27 protein-coding genes and 1 riboswitch are annotated in these 25860 nt (G+C 63.3%); of the genes, 15 read left to right on the top strand and 12 right to left on the bottom strand.

The window, feature by feature from the left end:
* Positions 1-1186, bottom strand: a 1186-nt coding sequence (locus BJI47_RS10065; RefSeq protein WP_088942103.1) for an IS1380 family transposase, incomplete at its 3' end; no start/stop codon positions are given.
* A gap of 134 nt (positions 1187-1320) precedes the next feature.
* On the opposite strand from BJI47_RS10065, the gene BJI47_RS10060 reads away from it, so the two are divergent.
* A complete protein-coding gene (locus BJI47_RS10060; RefSeq protein WP_088943588.1) occupies positions 1321-2160 on the top strand; it encodes an NUDIX hydrolase in 840 nt (279 codons plus the stop codon).
* A gap of 56 nt (positions 2161-2216) precedes the next feature.
* On the opposite strand, the gene thiE is transcribed toward BJI47_RS10060, so the two are convergent.
* Positions 2217-2909 (bottom strand): thiamine phosphate synthase, encoded by a 693-nt coding sequence (gene thiE / locus BJI47_RS10055; RefSeq protein ID WP_088943587.1) that lies wholly within the window; start codon positions 2907-2909, stop codon positions 2217-2219.
* A gap of 25 nt (positions 2910-2934) precedes the next feature.
* A riboswitch (TPP riboswitch) is annotated at positions 2935-3047 on the top strand.
* On the opposite strand from thiE, the gene thiO reads away from it, so the two are divergent.
* The 7 genes from thiO to BJI47_RS10020 all read left to right on the top strand — a co-directional run bounded on the left by thiO (position 3046) and on the right by BJI47_RS10020 (position 10477).
* Complete coding sequence (gene thiO / locus BJI47_RS10050; protein ID WP_088943586.1) at positions 3046-4107, top strand: glycine oxidase ThiO; 1062 nt, start codon at positions 3046-3048, stop codon at positions 4105-4107. Its footprint overlaps the riboswitch before it by 2 nt.
* Positions 4104-4319 carry a sulfur carrier protein ThiS gene (gene thiS, locus BJI47_RS10045; protein ID WP_088943585.1) on the top strand — a complete coding sequence of 72 codons (216 nt, stop codon included), beginning with the start codon at positions 4104-4106 and terminating at the stop codon, positions 4317-4319. The genes thiO and thiS overlap by 4 nt, the downstream gene beginning before the upstream one ends.
* On the top strand, positions 4312-5064 hold the full coding sequence (locus tag BJI47_RS10040) for a thiazole synthase (protein WP_088943584.1): 753 nt from the start codon (positions 4312-4314) through the stop codon (positions 5062-5064). Before thiS ends, BJI47_RS10040 begins: the two co-directional genes overlap by 8 nt.
* An 83-nt stretch (positions 5065-5147) precedes the next feature.
* Complete coding sequence (locus tag BJI47_RS10035; protein WP_088943583.1) at positions 5148-6110, top strand: ABC transporter ATP-binding protein; 963 nt, start codon at positions 5148-5150, stop codon at positions 6108-6110.
* A complete protein-coding gene (locus tag BJI47_RS10030) occupies positions 6110-6907 on the top strand; it encodes an ABC transporter permease (RefSeq protein WP_088943582.1) in 798 nt (265 codons plus the stop codon). Before BJI47_RS10035 ends, BJI47_RS10030 begins: the two co-directional genes overlap by 1 nt.
* Positions 6908-6931: 24 nt before the next feature.
* Positions 6932-8410, top strand: a complete 1479-nt coding sequence (locus BJI47_RS10025) for a M28 family peptidase (protein WP_088943581.1) — start codon at positions 6932-6934, stop codon at positions 8408-8410.
* Positions 8411-8521: 111 nt separating this feature from the next.
* Positions 8522-10477, top strand: coding sequence for a heavy metal translocating P-type ATPase (locus BJI47_RS10020; protein WP_254900499.1), 1956 nt, complete (start codon positions 8522-8524; stop codon positions 10475-10477).
* A gap of 26 nt (positions 10478-10503) precedes the next feature.
* Here the strand turns inward: BJI47_RS10020 and thiD are convergent, their stop codons facing one another.
* Complete coding sequence (gene thiD, locus BJI47_RS10015; protein ID WP_088943580.1) at positions 10504-11358, bottom strand: bifunctional hydroxymethylpyrimidine kinase/phosphomethylpyrimidine kinase; 855 nt, start codon at positions 11356-11358, stop codon at positions 10504-10506.
* Between the two features lie 270 nt (positions 11359-11628).
* Between thiD and BJI47_RS10010 the strand changes: the two genes are divergently transcribed.
* Together BJI47_RS10010 and BJI47_RS10005 are read left to right on the top strand one after the other, a co-directional pair.
* Entirely contained in the window at positions 11629-11955 is a 327-nt protein-coding gene (locus BJI47_RS10010) for a GNAT family N-acetyltransferase (RefSeq protein WP_088943579.1), read from the top strand.
* A gap of 78 nt (positions 11956-12033) precedes the next feature.
* The gene (locus tag BJI47_RS10005; RefSeq protein ID WP_176224784.1) at positions 12034-12360 is read left to right on the top strand and encodes a GNAT family N-acetyltransferase; all 327 of its coding nucleotides are present in this window, start codon (positions 12034-12036) and stop codon (positions 12358-12360) included.
* Between the two features lie 8 nt (positions 12361-12368).
* On the opposite strand, the gene BJI47_RS10000 is transcribed toward BJI47_RS10005, so the two are convergent.
* The 3 genes from BJI47_RS10000 to BJI47_RS09990 are packed head-to-tail and all read right to left on the bottom strand — an operon-like array spanning position 12369 to position 14749.
* Complete coding sequence (locus BJI47_RS10000; RefSeq protein ID WP_088943578.1) at positions 12369-13169, bottom strand: exodeoxyribonuclease III; 801 nt, start codon at positions 13167-13169, stop codon at positions 12369-12371.
* Between the two features lie 52 nt (positions 13170-13221).
* Positions 13222-14124: a GNAT family N-acetyltransferase gene (locus BJI47_RS09995; protein WP_088943597.1), complete on the bottom strand. Its 903-nt coding sequence runs from the start codon at positions 14122-14124 to the stop codon at positions 13222-13224.
* A 31-nt stretch (positions 14125-14155) separates the two neighbouring features.
* Positions 14156-14749 carry a peptide deformylase gene (locus BJI47_RS09990; RefSeq protein WP_088943577.1) on the bottom strand — a complete coding sequence of 198 codons (594 nt, stop codon included), beginning with the start codon at positions 14747-14749 and terminating at the stop codon, positions 14156-14158.
* Positions 14750-15022: 273 nt separating this feature from the next.
* Between BJI47_RS09990 and BJI47_RS09985 the strand changes: the two genes are divergently transcribed.
* The 5 genes from BJI47_RS09985 to BJI47_RS09965 all read left to right on the top strand — a co-directional run bounded on the left by BJI47_RS09985 (position 15023) and on the right by BJI47_RS09965 (position 19329).
* Positions 15023-15352: a DUF3263 domain-containing protein gene (locus BJI47_RS09985; RefSeq protein ID WP_088943576.1), complete on the top strand. Its 330-nt coding sequence runs from the start codon at positions 15023-15025 to the stop codon at positions 15350-15352.
* 33 nt (positions 15353-15385) lie between these two features.
* Positions 15386-15919, top strand: coding sequence for a LytR C-terminal domain-containing protein (locus BJI47_RS09980; RefSeq protein ID WP_176224783.1), 534 nt, complete (start codon positions 15386-15388; stop codon positions 15917-15919).
* Between the two features lie 85 nt (positions 15920-16004).
* A complete protein-coding gene (locus tag BJI47_RS09975; RefSeq protein WP_176224782.1) occupies positions 16005-16703 on the top strand; it encodes a superoxide dismutase family protein in 699 nt (232 codons plus the stop codon).
* 123 nt (positions 16704-16826) lie between these two features.
* The gene (locus tag BJI47_RS09970) at positions 16827-17945 is read left to right on the top strand and encodes a glutamate--cysteine ligase (protein WP_088943595.1); all 1119 of its coding nucleotides are present in this window, start codon (positions 16827-16829) and stop codon (positions 17943-17945) included.
* A gap of 46 nt (positions 17946-17991) precedes the next feature.
* Positions 17992-19329: a phosphatase PAP2 family protein gene (locus BJI47_RS09965; RefSeq protein ID WP_088943574.1), complete on the top strand. Its 1338-nt coding sequence runs from the start codon at positions 17992-17994 to the stop codon at positions 19327-19329.
* Here the strand turns inward: BJI47_RS09965 and mnhG are convergent.
* From mnhG to BJI47_RS09935, 6 genes are read right to left on the bottom strand one after another with little or no spacing between them, the layout of a single operon-like run.
* Complete coding sequence (mnhG, locus tag BJI47_RS09960) at positions 19292-19636, bottom strand: monovalent cation/H(+) antiporter subunit G (protein ID WP_084346294.1); 345 nt, start codon at positions 19634-19636, stop codon at positions 19292-19294. The genes BJI47_RS09965 and mnhG overlap by 38 nt on opposite strands.
* On the bottom strand, positions 19633-19890 hold the full coding sequence (locus BJI47_RS09955) for a monovalent cation/H+ antiporter complex subunit F (protein WP_088943573.1): 258 nt from the start codon (positions 19888-19890) through the stop codon (positions 19633-19635). Before BJI47_RS09955 ends, mnhG begins: the two co-directional genes overlap by 4 nt.
* Complete coding sequence (locus tag BJI47_RS09950) at positions 19887-20522, bottom strand: Na+/H+ antiporter subunit E (protein ID WP_176224785.1); 636 nt, start codon at positions 20520-20522, stop codon at positions 19887-19889. Before BJI47_RS09950 ends, BJI47_RS09955 begins: the two co-directional genes overlap by 4 nt.
* 5 nt (positions 20523-20527) lie before the next feature.
* Positions 20528-22156 (bottom strand): Na+/H+ antiporter subunit D, encoded by a 1629-nt coding sequence (locus BJI47_RS09945; RefSeq protein ID WP_088943571.1) that lies wholly within the window; start codon positions 22154-22156, stop codon positions 20528-20530.
* A complete protein-coding gene (locus tag BJI47_RS09940) occupies positions 22153-22788 on the bottom strand; it encodes a Na(+)/H(+) antiporter subunit C (protein WP_088943570.1) in 636 nt (211 codons plus the stop codon). Before BJI47_RS09940 ends, BJI47_RS09945 begins: the two co-directional genes overlap by 4 nt.
* Positions 22785-25628, bottom strand: a complete 2844-nt coding sequence (locus tag BJI47_RS09935; protein WP_176224781.1) for a Na+/H+ antiporter subunit A — start codon at positions 25626-25628, stop codon at positions 22785-22787. Before BJI47_RS09935 ends, BJI47_RS09940 begins: the two co-directional genes overlap by 4 nt.
* Positions 25629-25860 lie beyond the last annotated feature (232 nt).

Here is a 25860-nt window from a genome sequence, read left to right as displayed (position 1 = left end):
GGTCGAGGGCGAGTTGCACGATAGCCAGCCAGATGCGGTTTTGATCGAAGCCGTGCAACGGGAAGTTGGTGAGACCGGTGTCCTTCGCGACGCGGATCCGGTCCTCGCAGCGCGCACGGCGACGGTGACGAAGTTCGAGATCCTGGACCTTCCCGCCGACGGTGTTGGTGGCGAACGCAGTCAACCGCAGGCCGTCGGCATCGGTGAACCGTAGTTGAGCACCGGGGTGTGGTCGTTCTTTTCTGATGACCACGCGCATCCCCTCCGGCCAGGCGGTGAGGTCCACGATGCCGGTGGCGTCGATGACCCAGGCACCGTCACGGACTTTCTTCTGTGCGTCGACGGCGACCGACCAGGCGTCCTCGGGAGCGTCGGCGAGTGCGGTGACCATCGCATCGGTGAGCCCGAATCCGATCGAATACGAGACCCGTTGGTTGTGGAGCCAGGTGAGGTATTTGTGGCTCGCGCCGGCACCGTCGGTACGAATGAGCACCTTCTTGCCGGGGCGTGTGCTGCTGGTGGAGGGTAACTGTGCCAACGCTTTCCGAGTGACCTCGATATGATCTGCCGCTGTGTTCGATCCGGCGTTACCGGGCCGCAGCAGCGCCGCGACAGGTTCACCGGTCCCGCTGGTGCCGTGGTCGACGAACGCCATCAGGGGATGAAATCCATAGCCTCGTTTGTACGTCGGTGCAGCAGACTCCTTGTCCGAGTGGGCCGCGACGAGGGTGGCATCGAGGTCGATGACGATCGGATTCTTGGCGGTGATGTCGTGATCGGGAGCGTGCTCGCCGGCGTGTTTCCACGCCGCGGTGCGAGCGGATGCTCGGGCGGTGTCGATCGCGGTGAGCACCGAGGCGGTGTCGGTGGTCAATGCCGTGATCAGGCGGGAGACGGTGGGATCGGAGGGAACTCTTCCGAAGACGGCAGCGTGTTCACGCAGGGTGGCGATGTCGGCGAGGCAATCCCCACCGAGGGCCAGCGACACTGCGAGGTCGAGGACGATCTTGCCGGGGTCGAACTGCGCCAACGGTTTCCGCCACGACACGAGCTGCTTCGACAACGCTGCGGTCAATCCCGTCACTTCCGCCGTGCGCAGCAAAGTCACTGCACCGGCGTGCGACACGACACCGGTTCCGGTGGCATCAACGGACAGGGTGGGGTACGACGACGTAGACTTGCTCACCAGAAGGGTGCTCCTTGTTCCAGCGTGTATTCAACCTTAGACAAGTCGAATTATCGCAGGTGGGAGCACCTTTCTTCGTTTTCGACACAGATCAGATCCTCACCTCTGTGAAAGCACGAGGCTAGGGTGTCGGTATGCGTGGCGACGGTGACGGGTGGGTTGTAGGTGAGAACGGCACGCGGCACTGGGGCAAGCACGGCGCGGCGGGGCTACTACTGCGGGCCCCTTCCCCGCACGGTGAGCCGACGGTCCTTCTGCAGCACCGGGCGCTGTGGAGCCATCAAGGCGGGACGTGGGCGTTGCCCGGCGGCGCAAAGGACTCGCACGAAACGAACGTGCACGCCGCTGTTCGTGAAGCAGACGAGGAAGCCGGAATCGGTGTCGACAACGTCTTCGTGCGCGGCGAAGTCGAAACGGCGCGGATGGCGAGCGGATGGTCCTACACGACCGTCGTCGCCGACGCGGCCACCCAACTCGACACCACGATGAACGGTGAGAGCACCGAACTTCGGTGGGTCCCGGAGGACATGGTCGATCGACTGCCACTGCACCCGGGATTTGCCGCCAGCTGGCCCTCCCTGCGCATCAGCCCACTACGAGTTCTGCTGGACACCGCGAATGTACTCGGCTCGAGGCCCGACGGCTGGTGGCGCGATCGCAGCGGCGCAACCGGCAAGTTGCTGAGCTCACTGGCGGGCACCCTTCCGCGAACCGTCGAGCTGCCCGGTGTCGGTTTCGGCTGGCTCACCCGGATCGAGGCAGTCCTCGAAGGTGAAGCACGAGCTGCACAGTTCGAGGACATCAGAGTCCCCGTCATTCACGCCGCCGGCAGCGGGGACGACGAGCTCGCGTCGCAGGCACAGGCGTCGACGACACTCACTGCATTGGTCACCGCGGACCGCGGACTGCAACAACGACTCCCGACGTCGGTGCAAGTGCTCTCACCGTCGACCGTGCTGGGCTGGCTCGGCTGACCAGACCGACGGATTCTGTCGGCCCTGCAACGCGAGGTCAACCCTGCAACGCGAGGTCAATCCTGCAACGCGAGCTTGAGCTCCCGTGCGGCTGCCTGTGGATCCCGAGCTTTGGTGATGGCCCGTACGACGACGATGCGATCCGCGCCCGCGGCAAGAACTTCGTTGACGTTCTCGGTATCGATGCCGCCGATGGCGAACCACGGCCGCGTCGGAGCGGATTCGGCGGTGCTGCGCAACAGGTCCAGGCCGGCTGCTTTCCGGTTCGGTTTGGTCGGTGTGGCCCAGATCGGCCCGGTAGCGAAATAGTCGACGCCGTCCTCGATGGCAGCGAGAGCGGCCTGGCTTCGATTCTGCGTCGACCGCCCGATGACGACGTCGGGGCCGAGGATCTGGCGCGCATAGTGGACCGGAAGATCGCCCTGGCCGAGATGCAGCACGTCGGCACCCGATGCAAGGGCAAGATCGGCGCGGTCGTTGACTGCGAGGAGCGCACCGTGGCGTTTGGTGGCAGCTGACAAAATTGCCAGCGCGGCCAGCTCGTCCTTGGCTTCGAGCGGGCCGAACGTGCGCTCGCCTTCGGAGTTCTTGTCGCGAAGTTGAATGATGTCGACGCCACCGGACAGTGCGGCCTCGGCGAACTGAGCGAGATCGCCGTGCTCGCGCCGAGCATCGGTGCACAGATACAGCCGAGCTGATGTCAAACGCTCACGCGCTTCCGGGTTGCGGATGATCCGATCGCTTTGCACACCGGCAACGGTAGTCTGTTGGCAAGAGTAGATACACGGGAGTCCCGAGGTACGTGGGGCTGAGAGTGGACACGCCCGTCCTTACCGTCAATACCTGAACCGGATCATGCCGGCGCAGGGAGTGAGGTGGTGAGAAATGCCCAAGAGTCTTTCCGTGGTCGGTGGCGGAGTGATCGGCCTGGCGGTCGCCGCACGATCCGCGCGCAACGGCTGGTCCGTGCGGCTGCATGATCCGTCGGTCGGTACCGGCGCATCATGGGTGGCAGGGGGAATGCTCGCGCCGCTGTCCGAGGGATGGCCGGGCGAACACGAGCTGCTCGAGCTCGGCGCACATTCCCTTGCCAGATGGCCCGAATTCGCACGAGCACTTCCTGGCCCCTCGGTGTTCTCTGCGACCGGATCACTGACGGTCGCGCTCGACGCAGCCGACGCGACTGACCTGCGAACCATTGCCGACTGGGTCGGAAACCAAGGCCACGAGCTCGAGATCCTCGGTCGGGCACAGATCCGGGAGCTCGAGCCTTCCCTTGCACCGAACATCCGCCTCGGGCTGCTGGCACCCACCGAACTTGCCGTCGACAACCGCAGGCTGCTCGAGGCACTGCAAGCCGCAGCGGTGAGCGGCGGCGTCGAATTCTCCACCGACACCGTCACCGATCTCGACGCACTGACCACCGACCGCATCGTGCTGGCAGCAGGCGCCCAGACCTCCGCGCTCCTCGCCGATCTACCGGTCCGGGCAGTCAAAGGCGAAATACTGCGTCTACGACGCAGACCCAGTGCCACACCTGCCCCGACCCGAACGATCCGCGGCAGCGTCCACGGCCGCGCGATCTACCTGGTGCCGCGTGGAGACGGATTGGTAGTCGGGGCCACACAATACGAATCGGGGCAGGACACCGAGGTCACCGTCGCAGGCGTCCGCGACCTCATCGCCGACGCAGAGCGGTTGATGCCGGGCCTCGGCGAATACGAACTTCACGAATGCGCGGCAGGCCTGCGCCCGATGAGCCCCGATGGGTTGCCACTCATCGGCAAGATCTCCGACCGCGTCATCGTCGCCTCGGGCCACGGACGCAATGGAATCCTGTTGACGCCCATCACCGCAGACGCCGTCGCTGCACTACTGGAAGACGATGCACTCATCGAAGCGAAGGCCGCAGACCCGGCCCGATTCACCACAGATAGGAAACAATGACTGCCCTGGCAATAGGTGTCACCGTCAACGGCGAGGACCACCTCCTGACCGAAGAGACGACAATGCGTCAACTGCTCGAACATCTTTCGATGCCGCCGAAGGGAATCGCCGTCGCCGTCGACGGCGTGGTGCTCCCGAAGAGCCGGTGGGATTCGACCATGGTCGGCAAAGGCTGGACCATCGACGTACTGACGGCGGTGCAGGGTGGTTGATTCGCTGAAGATCGCGGACAGGACCTTCGACTCGCGCCTGATCATGGGCACTGGTGGAGCAGCGAATCTCGCGGTTCTCGAAGAAGCCCTCGTCGCTTCCGGTACCGAATTGACCACTGTGGCGATGCGTCGCGTCGACGCCGCGGGCGGCACCGGTGTTCTCGACCTGTTGCGCAGGCTGAACATCGCACCGCTGCCCAACACCGCCGGATGTCGCGGCGCCGCGGAAGCAGTACTGACCGCGCAACTCGGACGTGAGGCGCTCGAGACCGACTGGGTGAAACTGGAGGTCATCGCCGACGAGCGAAACCTGCTGCCCGATGCCATCGAATTGGTCAAGGCCGCAGAACAGCTGGTCGACGACGGATTCGACGTGCTGCCGTACACCACGGACGACCCGATCCTGGCCAAGCGGCTCGAAGATGTCGGCTGCGTCGCCGTCATGCCGCTCGGTGCGCCCATCGGAACCGGCCTCGGCATCTCGAACCCGCACAACATCGAGATGATCGTCGACGCCGCGACCGTGCCCGTCATCCTCGATGCGGGCATCGGCACGGCAAGCGACGCGGCGCTTGCGATGGAACTCGGCTGCGACGCCGTCCTTCTGGCAACGGCGGTCACCAGGGCACAAGACCCTGCGCTCATGGCGTCGGCGATGAAGCATGCCGTCGTAGCCGGTTATCAGGCTCGCCGGGCCGGCCGGATACCGAAACGTTTCTGGGCTCAGGCGAGTTCACCGATGTAGCGACACATCATCCCAAAGGATGACCTTCGGTCGCGACTCACGGGTGATGCGCTGGGGTGCTTCGGTAGTGGACAGTGAGTCCCATGATCGAAGTCAAAGGACTGACCAAACAGTTCGGAAACACCAAGGCGGTCGAAGACCTGACCTTCACGGTGAAACCCGGCATCGTCACGGGGTTCCTCGGACCCAACGGTGCGGGCAAGTCGACGACCATGCGCATGATCCTCGGATTGGATCGCCCCACCAGTGGGGAGGCTCTGATCGAGGGCAAGCGCTACAACCAACTCAAGCAGCCGCTTCGGACGGTCGGCGCGCTGCTGGACGCCAAGTGGGTACATCCCAATCGCACTGCGCGGGCCCATCTCGAATGGATGGCCGCCTCCAACGACATCGCGAAGTCTCGGGTGGACGAGGTGCTTCGGCTCGTCGGCCTCACCGACGTCGCGAAGAAGAACGCGGGCGGGTTTTCACTCGGTATGTCACAGCGACTCGGTCTTGCCGGTGCGCTTCTGGGTGACCCGAAAGTCCTCCTGTTCGACGAGCCGGTGAACGGGCTCGACCCCGAGGGCATCGTCTGGATTCGCAAATTCATGCAGCGCCTCGCCGCCGAAGGCAGAACGGTCCTCGTCTCGAGCCACCTGCTGTCCGAAATGGCGCAGACAGCAGAAAATTTGGTGGTGATCGGTCGCGGAAAGCTGATCTTCGATTCGTCGGTCCAGGAATTCATCGACCACGCGTCCGAAGCCTCGGTCCGAGTTCGAAGCCCGCAGCTCGACGCGCTTCGCAGTGCGTTGACCTCCGCCGGATTGACGGTGCGCGAACCGGATTCGGCAGAGGAGCTTCAGCCCTCGCTCGTCGTCGTAGACTCGTCCACCGATGCGATCGGTGACATCGCCGGCCGTGCCGGCATCGTGCTGCACGAGTTGTCCTCGCAGCGTGGGTCGTTGGAGGAAGCGTTCATGAAGCTCACCGGACACGACGTGCAATTCCACGGCGAAGGTGCCGAAGATCCGAACATTCAGCAAGCGATGGGTGGTTCACTCTGATGGGTGTCTTGGCAGCGGAACGAATCAAAATCACCTCGACCAAGTCGCCGTGGTGGTGCACGATAGCCATCATCGTGCTCGGACTCGGCTTGGCGGCGATCGTCGGCATCACGTCCAAGTTGGGTATCGATTCCTACAAAAATCAAGTCGCACAGGGTGATCAGCCCGACTTCGAACCGTTCTCTCCGTCCGCGTTCGAGGCAGTAGGGGGCGGTGTCGGTGGATTCGGCGCATTGGTGCTCATGATTCTGGCGGCATTGACGGTCACCAGCGAATACCGCTTCGGCGTCATCAGGACCACCTTTCAGGCCATCCCGAACCGAGCCGTAGTACTGACATCCAAGGCCCTGCTGATCGGGGTCTTCGGTTTCTTGCTCAGTTTGGTTCTCGGCCTCGGAGCGTTCTACCTGGCAAAGGCAACCGCAGGTCCCGACGCCGGAATACTGCTGAGCTTCGACACCGACGGCACCTGGCGCGTCATCTACGGCACTGCCATCCTGGCGTTCCTTCAGGTCATCATCGCGGTCGGCGTCGGTGCGCTGCTTCGGCAGTCGGCGGGTGCTATCGCGCTACTGCTGCTGTGGCCGTTGGTCATCGAGAATCTGTTCGGATTGTTCGGCTCGTTCGGTCGTGCGGTTCAACCGTTCTTGCCGTGGGCGAACACCAGTAACTTCCTCGGTCAGGACGGCGGCATCGACTTCCACTGGGGGCCCATCGGTAGCCTGATCTACTTCATCGTGTTCACCGCGGTCATCTTCGGAGCTGCAGTGTTGGTGACGAATCGTCGAGACGCCTGACGCCTGTGCAGTTAAGGTGCATCCATGCGACGGATGACCCTTCTTGCAGGTTTCGCAGCAGGCATGCTCGTGGTGGCCGGTTGTTCCACGTCTTCGGACGAGGAACAACCGGCCATTTCTGCTCCCACTCCGGTTGCGACAGCGGACGGTCCCGGGCTCGCCGAAGCCGTCACCGAGGAGAACGTCATCGCTCACCTGGAACAACTCGAGCGAATTGCCACCGACAACAACGGGAATCGCGCGGCGGGTACTCCTGGATACGACGCGAGTGTCGACTATGTCGTCGATCGACTCGAGTCCGTCGGATTCGCGGTGGAGACACCCGAATTCGAGTTCGATCAATTCACCGCTGCTACCCAATTGCTTTCTGCAGGTGAGCAGCAGCTGTCGGTCGACGCTCTGACCTATTCGCCGTCGTCTCCACCGGACGGCGTCACCGCGCGGGTGGCTCGCGCCCCGGCCGACGGTTCACTTGGTTGCGAAGCAACGGATTACGACGGTCTCGAGGTGTCCGGCGCCATCGTCGTCGTCGACCGAGGTGTGTGTCCGTTCGGTGCGAAACAGACCGTCGCAGCAGAGTTGGGTGCTGTCGCGATCATCGTGGTGAACAACGAGCCGGGACCTCTCGACGGCGGCACGCTCGGTAGCGCCGACATCGCGAGAATTCCTGCCGGTGGCGTCAGCGCGGAAGACGGATCGATCGTGGCGTCGGCGCCGGAATTGACGCTTACTCTCGACACCGAAACTACGACCACCAAGAGTCGCAACGTCATTGCGCAGACCAAGACGGGCAGCACCGACAACGTCGTCGTCGCAGGCGCTCACCTCGACAGCGTTCCCGAGGGGCCGGGCATCAACGACAACGGCAGTGGCACGGCTGCGGTTCTCGAGACGGCCCTTGAGATGGGAAGCGAACCGGACATCACCAACGCCGTACGTTTCGCGTTCTGGGGGGCCGAGGAGCCTGGGCTCGTGGGGTCGACCGAATACGTCGAGGGGCTGAGCGAGGAGGACGAAGCGGCAATTGCTCTGTATCTGAATTTCGACATGATCGCCTCGCACAACGCCGGCTACCTCGCCTACGACGGTGACGACTCAGACAAGGTCGGCGCTCCGGCTGGACCGCCGGGATCGGAAGCGATCGAGCGGGTATTTCTCGAGCGTCTGCAGCAAGAGGGCATCGCCGCCGACGGGACCGACTTCGACGGCCGCTCCGATTACGGCCCGTTCATCGACGTCGGAATTCCGTCCGGGGGAGTGTTCAGCGGCGCGGACGAGGAGAAATCTCCCGAGCAGGCGGCCAAATGGGGTGGGACGGCCGAGGAAACGTTCGACCAGAATTACCACACCGCCGAGGACACCCTCACCAATATCGACCGGACAGCTTTGGGCTCGAATGCATCAGCCGTCGCGTTCGGTATCGGAACTTTTGCGCAGGAGATCGACGGCCCGAACGGCGTTCCCTCGGGTGCGGCACGAACCGAGGCGCGAGTAGGACAGTGAGGTAGGTGCAACCGTCGGCCCCGCTTGATTCTGTGAACCTGTAGCCCACGGTAGGCCTGGCGGTAGACCTGGAGGGATTTCCACGACGCACCTGTGGGGGATGATGTGCTGATGGACGAGTCGAGAAGAGAGTTCGAGGACGCCGGCACATCCGGCGGGTCCGGTTCGCGGGCAGTGATGCGGGCCATGCTCAGCTACCCCTTGTTCACGGCATCACTGCTGGTCTTGGCGGTCGTTTTCGCACTACTGGCCTCGGGGCAGAGCGGTCCGGCGCAGTGGATCGGCTCGGTGTGGGCCGGGCTGGTGGTGCTGTGGGTCGCCCGGGGAATGGTCCGCGACGTCATGGCGGGGCACTGGGGGGTCGATATCCTGGCGGTCATCGCGATCACCGCCACCGTCGCGGTCGGCGAGTATGTCGCCGCACTCGTGGTGGGCCTCATGCTCTCCGGGGGCGAAGCGCTAGAGGATTACGCAGCCGGCCGTGCGCGCCGCGAGCTGAACGCACTGCTGGACCGCACCCCGCGGACCGCCCGCCGGGTGCTGGCAGATGGCTCCCTGGAGGAGATCCCGGTTGCGGAGGTGGTGCCGGGGGAACTGCTGCTGCTGCGTCCGGCGGAGGTGCTGCCGGTCGACGGTCACCTCGAGGACGACGAAACCGAGTTCGACGAGTCCTCGATCACCGGTGAGAGCTTGCCGGTCACCAGGCTGCGCGGGGAGCATCTGCTGTCCGGCTCGGTCAACGGCGCGTCCGCGGTGATGATGCGGGCCGCCAGCACCGCCGCCGACAGTCAATACGCCCGGATCGTGGATATGGTCCGCGCTGCTGCGGAGTCCAGGGCGCCGGTGGTCCGGCTCGCCGACCGTTATGCCGTTCCGTTCACCGTGTTGTCTCTGACGATCGCAGGCCTTGCGTGGTGGTATTGGTCGGATCCTGTGGTCTTCGCCGAGGTGCTCGTCGTGGCCACCCCGTGCCCGCTGCTGATCGCCGCGCCCGTCGCCTTCCTCGGCGGAATGGGCCGTGCTGCCCGCGCCGGGGTCATCGTCAAGGACGCCGGCACGCTCGAACGTCTGTCGAACGTGCGGACCGTGGCCTACGACAAAACCGGAACGCTGACCTGTGGACGACCGGAACTCGTGGCCGTCGAGCCTGTGCCCGGATTCGTGTGGGCCGGTGAGGACGGGGCCCGAGAGCTGCTGCGGCTGACGGCGTCGGCCGAACAGTACTCCTCGCACGTCGTGGCGGCCTCTGTGCAAGACGCAGCTCGCACGCACGGGCTGGATCTGCTCCCCGCTACGGACGCGCACGAGGAGGCAACCAACGGAGTCGCCGCCACGGTCGACGGGCGCACGGTAGTGGTCGGCAAGGCCCGCTTCGTGGCCGAGCACGTCGGCGAGGTCGCCGAGGCCACCCTACAACCGGGCCACCTGGCGGTCTACGTGGCGGTCGACGGAAAGTTCGCCGGCACCGTCGTGATGGCGGACCAGTTGCGCGCGGACGCGGCGGACACAGTCGCCGCGCTCGCCGGGCTAGGCGTCATCGACCAGCTGGTGCTCAGCGGTGACGCGCAGAGCACGGTGGACCATGTTGCTGCGGACGCAGGCCTGCACCGGGCCTTCGGTGAGCTGCTGCCGCAGGACAAGGTGCGGATCGTCGGACAGGCCCCGCACCCGCCAGTGGCGATGGTGGGCGATGGTGTCAACGATGCCCCGGCACTGGCCGCCGCCGATGTCGGCATCGCGATGGGCGGCCGCGGCGCGACCGCGGCCAGCGAGTCCGCCGACGTCGTGATCTTGACCGAACACTTGGGCAGAGTGGCGACCGCGGTGCGGATCGGCCAGCGGACGATGCACGTGGCGCTGCAAAGCATCTGGATCGGCATAGCGCTGTCCGTGGGCCTCATGCTGGTCGCCGCGACTGGATCGATCCCGGCTGTGGTCGGAGCTCTCAGCCAAGAGGTGGTCGACTTGGTGGTCATCGTCAACGCCCTGCGGGCCATCCGGCCGGGCCGCTCGGAGTCGGCTGCGACGCAACTACAAGTAAGCCGGTCTGCGGCTGAGGCAAGCTAGTCGATCGCAGCGGTGTCCCCGAAGATCTACGCATTCTCCGTGTGGTGCAAACGCCACAGCGGTGACACCGGGCCGTGGCCCGCACCGAGATCGTAGGACGCCTCGAGACACCGAGTGACCCATTCCTTGCCGAACGCGACGGCATCGGGCACGGAGTAACCGTGCGCCATCGCGCAGGTGATAGCCGCGCCGAGTGTGTCACCGCCACCGTGATCGTTGCCGGTATCGATGCGGGGGCCGGAGAATTCGAGGAATCTGTCGCCGTCGAACAGGATGTCCGTGCTCTTGTCCGAAGTGCGGAGATGGCCACCCTTGACGAGGGCCCACTGGGCGCCCAGTTGGTGCAGCGCCTCGGCTGCGCGGCGTGCGGAGTCGTCGTCGACCACGACGATGCCGGTGATCAACCTGATTTCGTCGAGATTGGGGGTGACGATCGTGGCAATGGGAAACAGTGTCGTGCGGATTGCGTCGAGGGCTTCCTCGTGCAGCAATGGATCGCCGTGCATAGACGCGCAGACCGGGTCTACCAGTAATGGCACCGGCTGATCGCGTCCGATTCCTACCTCTGTGCAGACGGCGGTGACGGCCTCGATGATGGCCGTGGAGGCGAGCATTCCTGTCTTCGCTGCGCTGACTCCGATGTCGCCGACCACGACGCGAACTTGATCTGCGACGACACTCGGTGGGATCTCGTGAAAGCCGGAAACGCCGACGGTGTTCTGAACGGTGACCGCCGCCACTGCCACGCAGGCGTGGACGCCGCACAGTGCCATCGTCCGACTGTCGGCTTGGATACCCGCCCCGCCTCCCGAATCGGTGCCGGCGATCGTCAGCGCTCGGACGGGGGTGGATCCGTCGGGCGTCAGCGGTAGGAGCTTCACGAGAGGTGACAGTACCGGCAACGGTCCACACGCTCTTCGCAGATGTGCCCATTGTCATGAATGTTGTTGATTCACAATGAAATAGTGGCTAGTCCTATGACGGCTACCAGCGCGAGTGTTGCGACGACGTTGCATACCTACGTTACCGAAGGTCTGTTCGCGCAAAGGGGTGACAAGCCTCGTATCTGCATGTTTAATAGTGGTGCAGGTCACATTCCAGTAACGACTCGACCGTCTCGTCCATATCTGACACAGCAAAGGAGGTGACCTATGCTCGCCAGCTCACCCAGCGCAGAGGTATCCATCAACACGGGCCAGAATCGATTCGAATTGAGGCTGAATGGCGACTTGGTGGGGATTATCGGCTACTACGAAGTCGATGGTTCGTTCAAACGTGGTTCTCGCGCTCGCGTCGTGTCGTTCATGCATACCGTGGTCACTGAAGACTTCGGACATCAAGGCCTCGCGGCGGTTCTCGTTCGCAGGGCACTCGACAGCGCTCGGTCGTACGGCTGGAAGGTCAAGCCGGTCTGCACCTATGTACAAAGATTCGTCGTCGCCAATCCCGACTACTCCGACGTTGTCGTTCCGCTCTAGAGGTAACGGTTTCACCTGGCCGGCGTCGAATTACTCGGTTTCGTCCCCAATCAGCCCGACTACTGTTCTCATGGTGACATGAATCACAGTCGCATCGATCTGACTTCTGCGGCCGCCGTCACCGCGGCGGTGCGTATCGAAGACAACACCGCGCACAATCGGTTCGATCTGTTCGTCGGCGAAGAACTCGTCGGAATCCTCGGGTATCGAGATGCGGAGGACGGTGCCGTCGCCTTCATGCACACCGTGGTCAAAGAGGACTTCAGTGATCGTGGGTGGGCAGCGGTGCTTGTCCGTGGCGCGCTCAACACCGCACGCGACCGGCAGTGGCGGATAGTCCCGATCTGCACCTATGTGCAGCGATACCTCGCGCGAAATCCCGAGTTTCTCGACCTGGTCGCGTAACTCCTGGGTCAGGAGAGTTCGAGGATGACGGGCGCATGATCGCTAGCGCCCTTGCCCTTTCGCTCTTCGCGATCGATGGACGCGCCGGAGACGCGAGATGCGAGCGCGGGGGAGGCCAGCGCCATGTCGATTCGCAGCCCCTGTTTTTTCGGGAACCTGAGCTGCGTGTAATCCCAATAGGTGAAGGTTCGCGGCTCGGATGTGAACTGCCGGGTGACCTCGGCAAACCCGGCTTGGACGAACGCCTCGAATGCATCGCGTTCGGGCTGCGACGTGTGAGTCTTGCCCTCGAACAACTCCGGATCCCACACGTCCGCGTCGGTCGGGGCGATGTTCCAGTCTCCGACCAACGCGATCTGTGCCTGCGGGTCCGCGGATATCCAGGCCATGGCATCGGCTTGTAACTTGGCCAGCCACTCCAGCTTGTAGGTGTAATGCGGATCGGCGAGATCGCGGCCATTGGGAACGTACAGGCTCCACACCCGGACGCCGTCGCACGTTGCGCCGATTGCGCGAGCTTCGCGTACCGCTTCGACCTCTGGATCCTTGCTGAAACCGGGCTGATCCTCGAAGCCGATCTGCACATCTTCCAAGCCGACGCGGGAGAGCAACGCGACGCCGTTCCACTGGCTCAGGCCGTCGTGAGCGACCTCGTACCCGATCTCACGGAACCGTTCGTACGGAAACTGCTCGTCCTTGCATTTGGTTTCCTGCATCGCCAGGACATCGATATCGGATCGTTGAAGCCAATCGACGATTCGGTCCTGCCGAGAGCGGACAGAGTTCACATTCCAAGTAGCCAGTCGCACGGCACACACCCTAACCGAGCGCCGAACGTCGGCCCAGTGGTGTGCCGGGAGGTCATCGGGGCGGCTCGGCGTACCGATACCGGTGATGCTCGACGAATCCGAGCTCCCGGTACATCGCGAGGGCACCGAGGTTGTCGGTCGCCACCTGCAGGTAGGCGTGAGTTGCTCGCTGTCGCACTCCCCACGCCAGGAGTTCACCACAGATGCGCGTTCCGAGTCCGTTTCGCCGATGAGCCTCGGATACCTCGATTGCTGTCAGTCCGACCCAGCGTCGCAGATCGGGGGCTGTGGTGACGGCTGCACGTCCGATGGCCAACATCTCCGTCGCGGAACTGCCGATCCGCGCAAATCCCACAACCCCGTCGCGTACGGCCGACACGACGTTCATCACATCATCGGGTGCGGCGCGTCCGCGGTAGTGATAAAACATCCGCCAGTCCTCGTCGGGAGCGACGGTGATGATCGATATCGAGTCGGACGGCACCACGAGGGAGGTGATGTCCGCGGCCATCACCATGACCTCGTAGCTTTTCGCCCAGCCGGCTGGAACTTTGCCGAGACGATCGGGCAACAACAATTTCGGCCACTGTCCTCGGTCGCGGAACCACGCGGCGATCTCGCCGAGCGAGGACTCGTCGGCGTGCGGCTCGACCGGAAGGGCAGAGTTCGCTCGGCCGGTGAAACCGCGGCCGTACCGCAGCAGCCACCCGCCGATCCATGCCTGCTCCAGGCCCGGCCACCCATCGGCGGCAGCACGTTCGAGCGACCTGATCTCCGAAGTCCTGATCGGCCGCGGACCGAGGGTCTTCATCGCCACGACACGATCGCGGGCTACCCGAACCACGCGACCGTCCCCGGCTCGAACGGCTACGACGTTCTCGTCTGCCTCGACCAGTTCACCGAGGACGTCGGTCATCGGATGGCTGTAACCGGGGGGGAGTCGATACCGCAGCATGACGCGGGTGCCGGGCGTGACGGTCACGAGCTCAGTCGTCCTCGTGGCCGAACGGATCCTCGACGGTTCCCGGTATCCAACTCAGGCCCGGCTTGCCCCAGCCCGCGCGCTTGATTGCCTTCTTCGCTGCGCGGGCGTTGCGGCCGACCAGGACGTCGACGTAGAGGAACCCGTCGAGATGGCCGACCTCGTGCTGAAGCATGCGGGCGAAGAAGCCGGTGCCTTCGATGTCGACCGGTTCACCGTGCGCGTCGGTGCCGGTGACCCGAGCCCAGTCGGCACGCCCGGTGGGGTACTGCTCGCCGGGTACCGACAGGCAGCCTTCGTCGTCATCCTCGGGATCGGGCATCGTCTCCGGGATGGCCGAAGTCTCGAGCACCGGGTTGATCACCTCGCCCTTTCGGCGAACGAGCTTGCCGTCTGGCCCCTCGTCAGGGCAGTCGTACACGAAGAGTCGCAGCCCGATGCCGACTTGATTGGCTGCGAGGCCGACACCGTTGGCGACGTCGAGCGTTTCGTACATATCCGCGATAAGGTCTGCGAGCTCGGCAGGTGTCTGCGTGACTGCGTCCGTCGGGGTGTGCAGAACCGGATCTCCGACGATCCGGATGGGAAGAATTGCCATGGTCTAGAAGAATAGTGTCCGTGTGCAGAGTCGCCTACACACGGTGAGTCAGAGCTGCCGCACCCGCGACTCGCCGCAGACACCGTACACGGCGTGTGACACCCCTATCATGGTTGAATCAGTACCGAACTACACGTGTGTAATTCGCTCGGCCTCCTTCTGCCAGGCCAGATGGGTGCCGCCATGTAGAGCGAGCCCGTTGAACTTGGCAGACAATGTGGCACCGAACGTGGATCCGCAGCCGATGCGGGTAAAGAGAAGTCGAGGAGTGAGATGGACGGCGCAGCAGCGCGTGACTCGAACCAGGCTCCGCAATCCGAAAGCTCCGAAGATCTCAACGAGGTCGGAGCAGACGGACTGACTCGTCGCGAGCACGCCATATTGTCCTTCGAGCGCCAGTGGTGGAAGTATGCCGGCGCCAAAGAAGAGGCGATCAAGGAACTCTTCTCCATGTCCGCTACCCGGTACTATCAAGTCCTCAACGCGCTTGTGGATCGTCCCGAATCTCTCGCAGCAGACCCCATGCTGGTCAAGAGGCTGCGGCGCCTGCGTGCGAGCAGGCAGAAGGCCCGCGCGGCACGCAGACTGGGCTTCGAAGTCTAGAGGTCGAGCTGCAATCAACTAGTGTCTTCGAATGTGAGCAGTCCCAATCCGGAATCGTCCGGCCCTCCGCTCCGCGCTCTGGCAATGGTGTTGATTTCGCTGGCGATTCTCTTCGCAGCAATCGGAGCACTGTCGTTGACCGGCTCGGACGAGACCGAGGAACCAGCGGCGCAGGCGAAGACCAGCGCCGCGCAGCAGGCTCCGGCCAGCTCCACCGCAGCGCAACCCCCTGCCGCAGCGCAGCCTCCCGCCTCGGCCACGCGTACATCAGCGCCGACCCCCACCGGCAACCCGACCGACGTCGAAGTTCGCGTTCTCAACAACAGCAACGTATCCGGGCTGGCCGCCGAAACAGCCGCCACGCTAACCAGTGAAGGCTGGAACATCGCCGAGACCGGCAATTTCAGCGAGTCGCAGATCGCACAAACCACGGTCTACTACGACACATCGTCGGGCGCGCAGGCCGCTGCTCAGCAAATATCGACTCAACTCGGCGTCGCCGCATTCCCTCGACCGACGACCTTGTCGAGTTTCGGTGAAGGTGTCATCGTCGTCGTGACCGAGTAACTCTCAACCCTGTGGGCCGGTAGTACTACCGGCCATAGTTATGATCGACACAACCGCCCCGCCTGCCCTTCGAAGGAGCAATTTCATGGCACCGATTCGTATCGCTCGGCCAGTGAGTCGAACCTGGCGCCTCGCGACCCCAATTGCAGCCCTCGCGGCCTTCGGTCTGGTTGCATGCGCTGCTCCCGAGACGGCCTCCGACGTCCCCGGAACGACGCCAGCCGTGTGGACCGGCAAAGAGGATCCGAACGGCAAGGCCGTCGCTGCAGATGCGCCCGTCGGATCGGGTGACATCGAGGCATCGCTTAAGGATGCGTCCGGTGCAGATGTCGGCACCGTCTCGATCGTCGAAGAGGGAAGTCACCTCCGCGTCACCGTCGAGGCCGAAGGACTGACACCAGGATTTCACGGCCTGCACATCCACACCGTCGGCAAATGCGAGGCGAACTCCGTAGCGCCGACCGGCGGCGAACCCGGTAACTTCCTGTCCGCAGGCGGACATCTCCAGGTCGACGGCCGCACCGAGCATCCCTCCAGCGGTGACCTGACGTCACTGCAGGTCCGCGAAGACGGCACCGGTGAAGTAGTAACCACGACGGACGCCGTCACACTCGACGATCTTCAGGTTGACGGCGGCCGCGCGGTCGTCATCCACGCAGGCGCAGACAACTTCGCCAACATCCCACCGCGCTACACCCTTCCCGACGGCGCCACGGTGCCCGACACCAACACACTGACGACCGGTGACGCCGGCGGACGTGTGGCCTGTGCGGTCATCGAGTAGGTGACTTCCCCGAAGGCGCCAGACCCCTCCGGTCGCTCCGCAGGCTCCGCTCCTGCTGAACCTGGTCGCTCCGCAGGCTCCGCTCCTACTGAACCTGGTCGCTCCGCAGGCTCCGCTCCTGCCATCCACTTCGAGAGTTCCCCACGCCCCACACTCGGCGTCGAATGGGAAATCGCGCTCGTGGACAAGGAGTCTCTAGACCTGGTCAACTCGGCCGAGGAGGTCATGGACGGTGTTACGGAGCTCTCGGGGGATCGGACGCCACGCGTCACCAAGGAGCTTCTGCGCAATACCGTCGAACTCGTAACCGGAGTGTGCGAGAACGTCGGTGAGGCCATGGACGATCTCGGCGAATCCCTCGATCTCGTTCGCCGAGCAGCGGACCCCCTCGGTATAGATCTGTTCTCCGCGGGCACCCACCCGTTCGCCGAATGGTCGACGCAGGTGCTCACTCGCTCACCCAGCTACGACGAACTGATCGCTCGGACCCAGTGGTGGGGCCGTCAAATGTTGATCTGGGGAGTGCACGTACACGTCGGAGTGTCCTCGCCCGACAAAGTGTTTCCGATCCTCAATTCGCTGCTCCTGCAATATCCTCATCTGTTGGCACTTTCGGCCTCGTCACCGATCTGGGCCGGGTCGGACACCGGCTACGCAAGCAACAGGGCACTGATGTTCCAACAGCTTCCGACGGCAGGACTGCCATTCCAGTTCGAGGACTGGGGGCAGTTCGAAGGCTTCGTCCGCGATCAGATGAAAACCGGCGTCATCGAACAGCTCGGTGGAATGCACTGGGACATCAGACCGGCCCCCAAATGGGGAACCATCGAAGTACGCATCTGCGACGGCACGGCCACCAAACGTGAACTCGCGGCGTTGGTAGCGCTGACACACTGTCTGATCGTCAACCTCGACGAACGTCTCGAAGCCGGCGAAACGCTCCCGACGATGCCGCCGTGGCACGTACAGGAAAACAAGTGGCGGGCAGCGAGATACGGCCTCGACGCCGAAATCATTCTCGATGCCGACAGCAACGAGCGACTTGTCACCGACGATCTGCACGATCTGCTCGAGAAGCTGACCCCGACCGCGGTGCGTCTCGGGTGCGCCGACGAACTGGCCGCTGTCGCCGACATTCCGCGCCTCGGAGCCTCGTATCAGCGGCAGCGCCGGATCGCCGCAGAATCCGGTGGAGATCTCAGGGCTGTCGTGGCGTCGTTGGTCGCCGATCTTCGAGCGTGACGGCTCGCTGTAAGTAGTTGTTCATTCACCGTTTACTATTGGCAGCGTGCTTGCGGGTGAAGAGGGGGACGGCTCCACCCACGGGGCGGTACCGAATTCTTTACGGTTCTACGGTGTCGGCGCGGCGGCGGTAGCTGCGTTCCTTGGATTGCTGCAACTCGCTGCAGCCCACAACGGATTCCCCGGCCTGTTCGCGAGTATCTGGAACGATGTCGCCGGTACGCCCAAGTCGATGTCACTACCGTGGGCCGGTCTGATCCTCGGACTCGTCGGTGTGAACAATCGAGTCCGATTGTGGTCGTTGTCGCTCGCGGTCGCTATCGATGTCGTGTTCGCTGTCGGCAGGGCCGAATCCGGACTGCCCTTCGCCGTCGGCAACGGCGCGGTGATAGTCCTGGTCGGCCTCGCGGTCTACACCGTGTGGACCCGGGACAGCCATGGAATCAAATCCGTGTGCCTCGGCGGCTTGCTCATCCTCGCCTCGAAGGCCGGGGACGTCTGGCTGCAGATCACCACTCTCGTCCGGCCGAACGTACTCGACGAGTACGCCCAGCTCGCAGATCACGCGCTCGGAAGCCCGTCGTGGGTCGTCGGCACTGTACTTTCCGCACTCGGCCCGCCCGCGTATGCGGTCCTACATTGGATCTACATCCAACTTCCGGTCGCCGCGATTGCCATCGCGATCTATCAACTACGTGGTGTTGCGACGGGACGCCCATGGCCGAGGCATAATCTGGTGCGCACGTTTCTGCTGATCGGCCTCGTCGGGCCGATTCTCTACATCGTGTTTCCTGTGGTGGGTCCGATGTTCGCCTACGGTTCGGCCGGGCAGGGCTTCGAGATCGGGGACTTCTGGCCCACGATAGTTCCGACGGACACTTCGCCGTCCGAGATCCCGTTCGACTCGTCGACGCCACGCAACTGCATGCCGAGCCTCCACACTGCCTGGGCATTGAGCTTGTTCATCCATTCGCGCAGAGGCCCGTGGTGGCTTCGCCTCGGCGGCACGACGTGGTTGGTGGGCACCCTGGCCGCGACGCTCGGATTCGGCTACCACTACGGAGTCGACCTCGTCGCAGGCGTCGTTCTGTGTCTGACTCTCGAAACGATCCTGCGTGACCCCGAACGAGGCTGGGACCGGGGCCGTATCCGGCTGGTCTCGTACGGGACGTCGACCTTGCTGGTGCTCTTGTCGAGCTACCGATACCTGGCCATCCCGTTCGCGACGTACCCGGAGGTGTTCGGTCCCCTGATCCTGCTGCTGATGGGCTCGGTCGTCGTCATATTCTACGCGACGTTTTTTGCCGCGCCCGGTACTGCGATGGCCCAGTGGGGTGGACGCAGCACTAGCGAGGATCCGATTCGTCGGGCTCCATCTCGTTGACGACCAGCAGACCGTCTCGGCCTCGCTGCTCGCGGTAAGCGACACGACCGACGATGTGGGCGATGACCGGAGCGGTCGCCAAGGTGAATACCCCGACCAGCACGAGCATCCAGATGTCGACGTTGCCGCGCAGTTGGATGACGGCACCGGTCAGTACCAGAATCAATCCGACGACCTGCGGCTTGGTCGCAGCATGCATGCGCGAGAGGGTATCCGGAAACCGGACGATCCCGATCGCCGCGGTGAACGCCAGCATTGCCCCGATCAAAATCAAAACAGCGGAAATTACTTCGAAGACTGCGTTCATTCGTCCCTCACTCGGAATCGCGCGACGCTGACCGACCCGATGAAGCTCACCAGCGACAGCGCGACGATGGCCGGCACGATCGTGGTGTCGAGGCTGTAGACCGACCACAGGGCCAGCCCACACATCGACACCGCCAGAATCGAGTCCATCGCTACGAGGCGGTCGAGAGTGCTCGGGCCGTCGAGAAGTCGATAGGTGGTGATGATGGCTGCTGCGACCAGTAGCACGCCCGCGATCACGAGAACAACGTTCATGACCAGTCGCCCTTTCTCTCGTCATCGATCCGCTTGTCGTCTCGAACCTCCACCGGCGTTGCGATGTTATCGCCGAGAACTCCGTGATAACGCTGGTAGTCCTGGAAATGCAAGGGGCTCGGCTGCCAATCGGAGTCACGCTCGAATGCAGCGATCAGCAACTTTTCGAGTAGTCGAACGGACCGGTAGAAGGCGTCGACAGCTTTCTGGCTACCCATGTCGAGGACGTGGACGTAGACGAGCCTGCGCGTCTGATCGATCTCGAGAACCATCGTTCCGGGGATCAGATTGAGTGCGTCCACACACAGTGTCAGCACCAGATCCGACTTGATCGCGATGCGGACTCGCAGTACGCCGGTGATGGGAGGTGCTTTCGGTCGGACTGCCAGCCACGCGACACTGAAGCTCGATGCGATTGCGTAATAGAGGAATACGCAGATGAGCTTGAAAACCGACAGGACGTGAACACGGCCCTCGACAGGAACCTTGGGGAGCGGCAAGAGCAGCATGATGCCGAGACCGACGACTATTCCGCTGAGCACGTTCGCTGGAGAGAGGCTGCCCCACAACAGGACCCACACCGAGGTCAGCCAGGCGAGCGTCCAGAGTCGCAGGAGTAGAAAGCGATTGATGTACTTCATTTGCCCTCCGCTGCTTCGGCAGCGCGATCGCCCGCGTATTCCGCTCCGAGTACCGCTTCGATGTACACCGACCTGTCTCGCAGATCCGCTGCCGCGCGATCGCTGATGTCGATGATCCGGCCCGCGAACACTGTCAGTGCCAACCCGACAATGACCAAACCTATCGTCGGGATGAGCATGAACGCCGGCATGCGTCCGACATCCTCGCGGTCACCGAAAGCGATATCCGTCGAATCGTCCAGTAGCGCCGAAGGGCTGTGATCGGCCAGGTCCCCTTCGGGTGCGTCGGCCCGCGCTCGCCAGAAGGCCTTCGTCCAGACACGAGCGATGACGTAGAGCGTCAGCAAACTGGTGACCGTGCCACCCGCGACAAGGATCCAGGCGAGAACACTGCCGTCCGCGCTACCTGCCTGTAGTAATGCGACCTTGCCGATGAAGCCCGAGAACGGCGGAATGCCACCAAGATTCAAAGCCGGGACCAGGAAAACGATGGCCAGAACGGGGCTCGCCGCGGCCAGCCCGCCGAGCCGTCGTAGCGACGAGGATCCGGCTTGACGCTCGATCAGTCCGACGACGAGGAACAGCGTCGTCTGCACGATGATGTGGTGCGCTACATAGTAGATCGAGCCGGACAGGCCTGATTGTGTGGACAGAGCGACACCGAAGATCATGTACCCGATGTGACTGACGAGCGTGAACGAGAGCAGACGTTTGATGTCGCTTTGAGCAATCGAGCCCAAGATACCGACCAGCATCGTGAGCAGACCACACACCATGAGCACATTGTCGAGACTGCCGTCGGGAAACAGCAGAGTATGCGCACGGATGATCGCGTACACGCCGACTTTGGTGAGCAAGCCCGCGAAGACCGCGGTAACCGGAGCCGGAGCTGTCGGATACGAATCGGGAAGCCATGTCGACAGCGGGAATACCGCAGCCTTGATCCCGAAAGCAACAAGAAGGACGGCGAAAATTGCAGTCTTGGTTCCGGTGGGGATGTCTTCCAGACGCGTCGCCATGTGGGCCAGATTGAGCGTACCGGTGGCGGCATAGACGAGCCCGATTCCGACCAGGAAGATCAACGAAGACACCATCGAGACCATGACGTACGAGACGCCGGCGCGGACGCGGTCCGCGCTGGCTCCGAGGGTCAACAGCACGAACGAGGCGGCGAGCAGAACCTCGAATCCGACATACAGATTGAACAAGTCGCCGGCGAGGAAAGCGTTGCAGATTCCCGCTGTCAACGCCAGGTAGGTGGGCAGAAAGATCGACACCGGCTGGTTTTCGCTGCCGTCACGAATACCCTGACCGATCGAGTACACCATCACGGCGAGCAACACGATCGAGCTGACCAACAGCATCATCGCGGCCAAACGATCGACCACCAGCGAGATTCCGATGGGCGAATCCCAGCCACCGACCTGCAGCGCAGTGGCTCCGTCTCGATCGGCAAGATAAAGCAGTGCACCGGAGACCAGGACGACCGCGGTCAACGCGACGACAGTAATGAACCGCTGCGCGCGTGGACGACGACCGAGGACGAGAGTCAGGGCCGCAGCAATCATCGGGATGAGGACGGGGAGAGGGGTGAGAACGTCGGTTGTGCCCGCGGGAAGGGTCATTTCGCATCACCCTTCTTCTTCGTTTTTTTCTTTACCGGTGTCGTATCTTTGACGGCACTGTCGATCCCGTCCAGACCCTGTACCTCGGGTTCGTCGTCATCATCGTCGAAATCGCCTTCGTGCAGGTCCTCATAACATTCGAGATCTTCGATATTCTTCAATTCGTCGATGGGTATCGGGTTTCCCTGCGAGTCGAAGGCGTCGCCGCTGAAACTCGGCTCGCCGGTGACGGGGTCGTCGGAGCGGTCGCGGTCCGGTGCGTCGGCGACCGATCGACGCTTGGAGACCTTGGTGTCCTCCGGGTCGTTCTCGACGTCGTCCTTGGTATTGAGCGTGAAGGAGCGGTACGCCAATGCCAACACGAACGCGGCAATGCCCATCGTGATGACGATCGCCGTCAGAATCATCGCCTGCGCCAACGGATCTGCCATCTCTTGGTAAATGGTCGTGCCGCGCCCGACGATCGGGGGATTGCCTGGGGGGCCGCCGACGGTGAGGATCAGGAGGTTGACTCCGTTGCCGAACAGAAGCAGCCCGAGAAGCATCTTGGTGATAGAACGCTCGAGGAGCAGATACACCCCGCACGAGACGAGTACTCCGACGATGATCAGCATTCCGAGATTTGCGGTCATCGCGCGTTCACCTGCTTCTTGGTTTCCACCTGAGCGTCGAGACGAGCGCCGAGACTGCGCAGTATGTCGAGTACGAGACCGACGACGATGAGATAGACGCCGAGATCGAAGAACAAGGCAGTGACAATCTTGATGTCACCGAGGATCGGCAATGTCAATTCCAATGTCGCAGAAGATAATGCCGGCGCGCCGAGGAACAAAGAAGTCACGGCAGTGCCCGCGGCGAAGATGAGGCCGAGGCCGAGGATCTTGCCTGCGTCGATCGGCACCGCCTCACCCAGCTCGTATCGCCCACCGGCAAGGTATCGGAGTACCAGCGCCAGACCGGCCGTCAGACCGCCGGCGAAACCTCCGCCGGGCGCGTTGTGGCCGGCGAAGAAGAAGTACACCGACATCACCATGATCGTCGGGAAGACCAGGCGAGTGGTGACTTCGAGAATTAGTGAACGATGCCGCGGGTCGATCAGATCGCCCCCGAGCAACCAGGTCGTATCCGAGCCGGCTCCGCTTTCAGAACTGCTGGCCGGGGCGTCGGACACGCGCGGAGCGGTGCCGAACCGCCGGTTCCGGAACACCAGACTTGCGACGCCGGTTGCCGCGACCAGCAACACCGAAATCTCGCCCAGGGTGTCCCAGGCGCGGATATCGACCAGCAGAACATTGACGATGTTCTTACCGTCGCCGAGTAGGTAGGCGGCGTCCGGTAGTTGCAGGTACAGCGGCTCGGTGTTGCGGGCGTTCATCGCGAACGCGCCCAGGATCGTCACGGCGGCGCCGACGGCGATTGCAAGCAGTGCACGTGGGATGCGCCAACCGACAGATCCGCGGTCGTCGACTTCGGCAGGCAGCTTGCGTAGTACCAGAACGAAGACGACGAGGGTCAGTGTCTCGACGAGGAACTGTGTCAGGGCCAGGTCGGGAGCGCCGTGGATGGCGAAGATGATGCCGCAGCCGTATCCGGCGACGCCGACGAGGAGCACGCTGGCGAGACGGTTACGCATGACCGTCGCGCCGAGCGCCCCGGCGATCATGATCAGTGCCACCACCATCTGCAGCGGGTTGTCGAAAAGCTTGAAGTCCAGGCCCGGCACGTCCCCGACGGCCAGCACGATCATCGGCAGCAGCACGAGGGTGAGAAGGATGGTTGCCTGTGTGACCGGCAGCGACCCGCGCTGGGTGGAACCGGTCAATCGGATGGACAGCGTGTCCATCCCCTTGAGTACTGCGTCGTAAACGCGGTCGGCGTTGCCGAGCGGCGGGTGCTCGAACTTGAGCCGGTTCAGAATGCGGTGTGCGATGAACAGAGCCACACCGCCGCTCACGACGATCACCGTCAGTCCGAGCGGCAGATTGAAACCGTGCCACAGCGAAAGGTGGTACGAAGCCTGCCCGTAGGACGGCGTCGTACGGGCATAGGGGCTCACGATGGCGTCGACGACCGGGGAGAAGATGCCTGCGAGGAGTCCGAGGATCGCCAGGAATGCGGGCGCGGCCAAGAAGAGGCCGGTTGGTTGGTGCATCTTATTCACCGCCGGGCTCGCGCGCTCGAGCTGCTTGCGACCGAACGCACCCCACACGAAGCGGATGCTGTACGTCACGGTCAGCATCGACCCGATCACCATGGCGGTGACGACCACAACGCTGACCGTCGGATTCAGCACCGGTGTGCCGATGACTGCCGACAAGGCCGCTTCTTTGCCGACGAAGCCGAGGAGCGGCGGCAGCCCGGCCATGCTGGCGGCGGCGAGCGCGGCGATACCTGCCAGTATCGGTACCTTCTTGCCGAGGTGCGCGAGCTTGCGGATATCGCGTGTTCCGGTGGTGTGGTCGATGATGCCGACGACCATGAAGAGTGTCGCTTTGAACATGGCGTGAGCGAGGACCATGGCCAAGCCTGCGAGCATCGCCTTCTCGGTCCCGATCCCGACGAGGACCATCAGGAACCCGAGTTGGCTGACCGTGCCGAATGCGAGGATGAGTTTGAGGTCGAAAGCGCGTAGTGCACGCCAACCCGCGAGGATCATCGACACCAGGCCGAGTGAGATGACCGTCGCTCGCCAGGGCCCTGAGTCTGCGAAACCCGGTGCCATCCGCGCAACGAGATAGATGCCGGCCTTGACCATGGCCGCGGCGTGCAGATAGCCACTGACCGGAGTCGGTGCTGCCATTGCCCCTGGCAGCCAGAAGTGCATCGGAACGATGGCCGATTTGCTGAGTGCACCGATGAGAATCAGTACGACGGCGACACCCGCGAGCCACCCGCCGGGCGCGTCGGCGATGACGGCGGAGAGGCTGTAGCTGCCGGCAACCTGACCCAGGATGATGATGCCGACGAGCATCGCAAGGCCGCCTGCGGTGGTGACGAGCAACGCCTGCGTCGCCGCACGTCGAGACGAGGCCCGCTCGGCGTAGTGGCCGACGAGCAAGAACGACAGGACCGTCGTGATTTCCCAAAAGACGTACAGCACCAACATGTTGTCGCTGGTGATGAGTCCGAACATCGCGCCGGAGAAGGCGACCATCTCCGCGGCGAAGATGCCGAGGCGAGGTTCGTCGTCCTCGAAGTAGCGCGCACAGTAGAGCAGAATCAGCGCCCCGATGCCGAGGACCAGTAGCGACATGATCGCGGCAAGAGAGTCGAACCGCATGTCGAAGTTCATCGACAGTCCGGGAACCCATTGGATGCTCAGCGTCTGCTCGGTATTCCAATTCGCGAAGACCCAGATCAGGCTCGCCAACGGAACAAGTGCGAGCGGGAAGAAAGCGTTGCGGCCCCAATTTCGCACCGCAAGGGGCGCAAACACGGCAGCGACCGTGTGCGCCAACAAGATAGCGAGCAAGAAGTTACTCCGTCGTCTCGGGTCGTGTCGCCGACGAGGGAGACACGGTGGTCGTGGGGCGGCGTCGAGTAGTCGAACAATTGTCGAGAACACTCGTGAGCCGTGTTCGCGGCCGACGAGATGGATTGGCTTCGATCTTACTTTGCACGGGCGTGACGCCGTTACCCGGTGCTGAGAGGGTCTTGACGGTTCGAAGGATCCAGGTAGTGTAATCAACAGATTCATTGATAAA

Origin of the sequence: Rhodococcus sp. 1168 (assembly GCF_002091955.1) — a bacterium.
GTDB lineage: Bacteria > Actinomycetota > Actinomycetes > Mycobacteriales > Mycobacteriaceae > Rhodococcoides.
The sequence above is the reverse complement of the archived record's forward strand: the minus strand, read 5'-3'. Positions and strand labels throughout refer to the sequence as shown.

Excerpts from the sequence above, each read along its gene's own strand:
- BJI47_RS10060 (WP_088943588.1), top strand. The coding sequence starts at position 1,321 with ATGCGTGGCGACGGTGACGGGTGGGTTGTAGGTGAGAACGGCACGCGG.
- thiO (WP_088943586.1), top strand. The coding sequence starts at position 3,046 with ATGCCCAAGAGTCTTTCCGTGGTCGGTGGCGGAGTGATCGGCCTGGCG.
- thiS (WP_088943585.1), top strand. The coding sequence starts at position 4,104 with ATGACTGCCCTGGCAATAGGTGTCACCGTCAACGGCGAGGACCACCTC.
- BJI47_RS10035 (WP_088943583.1), top strand. The coding sequence starts at position 5,148 with ATGATCGAAGTCAAAGGACTGACCAAACAGTTCGGAAACACCAAGGCG.
- BJI47_RS10030 (WP_088943582.1), top strand. The coding sequence starts at position 6,110 with ATGGGTGTCTTGGCAGCGGAACGAATCAAAATCACCTCGACCAAGTCG.
- BJI47_RS10025 (WP_088943581.1), top strand. The coding sequence starts at position 6,932 with ATGCGACGGATGACCCTTCTTGCAGGTTTCGCAGCAGGCATGCTCGTG.
- BJI47_RS10020 (WP_254900499.1), top strand. The coding sequence starts at position 8,522 with ATGGACGAGTCGAGAAGAGAGTTCGAGGACGCCGGCACATCCGGCGGG.
- BJI47_RS10010 (WP_088943579.1), top strand. The coding sequence starts at position 11,629 with ATGCTCGCCAGCTCACCCAGCGCAGAGGTATCCATCAACACGGGCCAG.
- BJI47_RS10005 (WP_176224784.1), top strand. The coding sequence starts at position 12,034 with ATGAATCACAGTCGCATCGATCTGACTTCTGCGGCCGCCGTCACCGCG.
- BJI47_RS09995 (WP_088943597.1), bottom strand. The coding sequence starts at position 14,124 with ATGCTGCGGTATCGACTCCCCCCCGGTTACAGCCATCCGATGACCGAC.
- BJI47_RS09990 (WP_088943577.1), bottom strand. The coding sequence starts at position 14,749 with ATGGCAATTCTTCCCATCCGGATCGTCGGAGATCCGGTTCTGCACACC.
- BJI47_RS09985 (WP_088943576.1), top strand. The coding sequence starts at position 15,023 with ATGGACGGCGCAGCAGCGCGTGACTCGAACCAGGCTCCGCAATCCGAA.
- BJI47_RS09975 (WP_176224782.1), top strand. The coding sequence starts at position 16,005 with ATGGCACCGATTCGTATCGCTCGGCCAGTGAGTCGAACCTGGCGCCTC.
- mnhG (WP_084346294.1), bottom strand. The coding sequence starts at position 19,636 with ATGAACGCAGTCTTCGAAGTAATTTCCGCTGTTTTGATTTTGATCGGG.
- BJI47_RS09955 (WP_088943573.1), bottom strand. The coding sequence starts at position 19,890 with ATGAACGTTGTTCTCGTGATCGCGGGCGTGCTACTGGTCGCAGCAGCC.
- BJI47_RS09945 (WP_088943571.1), bottom strand. The coding sequence starts at position 22,156 with ATGACCCTTCCCGCGGGCACAACCGACGTTCTCACCCCTCTCCCCGTC.
- BJI47_RS09940 (WP_088943570.1), bottom strand. The coding sequence starts at position 22,788 with ATGACCGCAAATCTCGGAATGCTGATCATCGTCGGAGTACTCGTCTCG.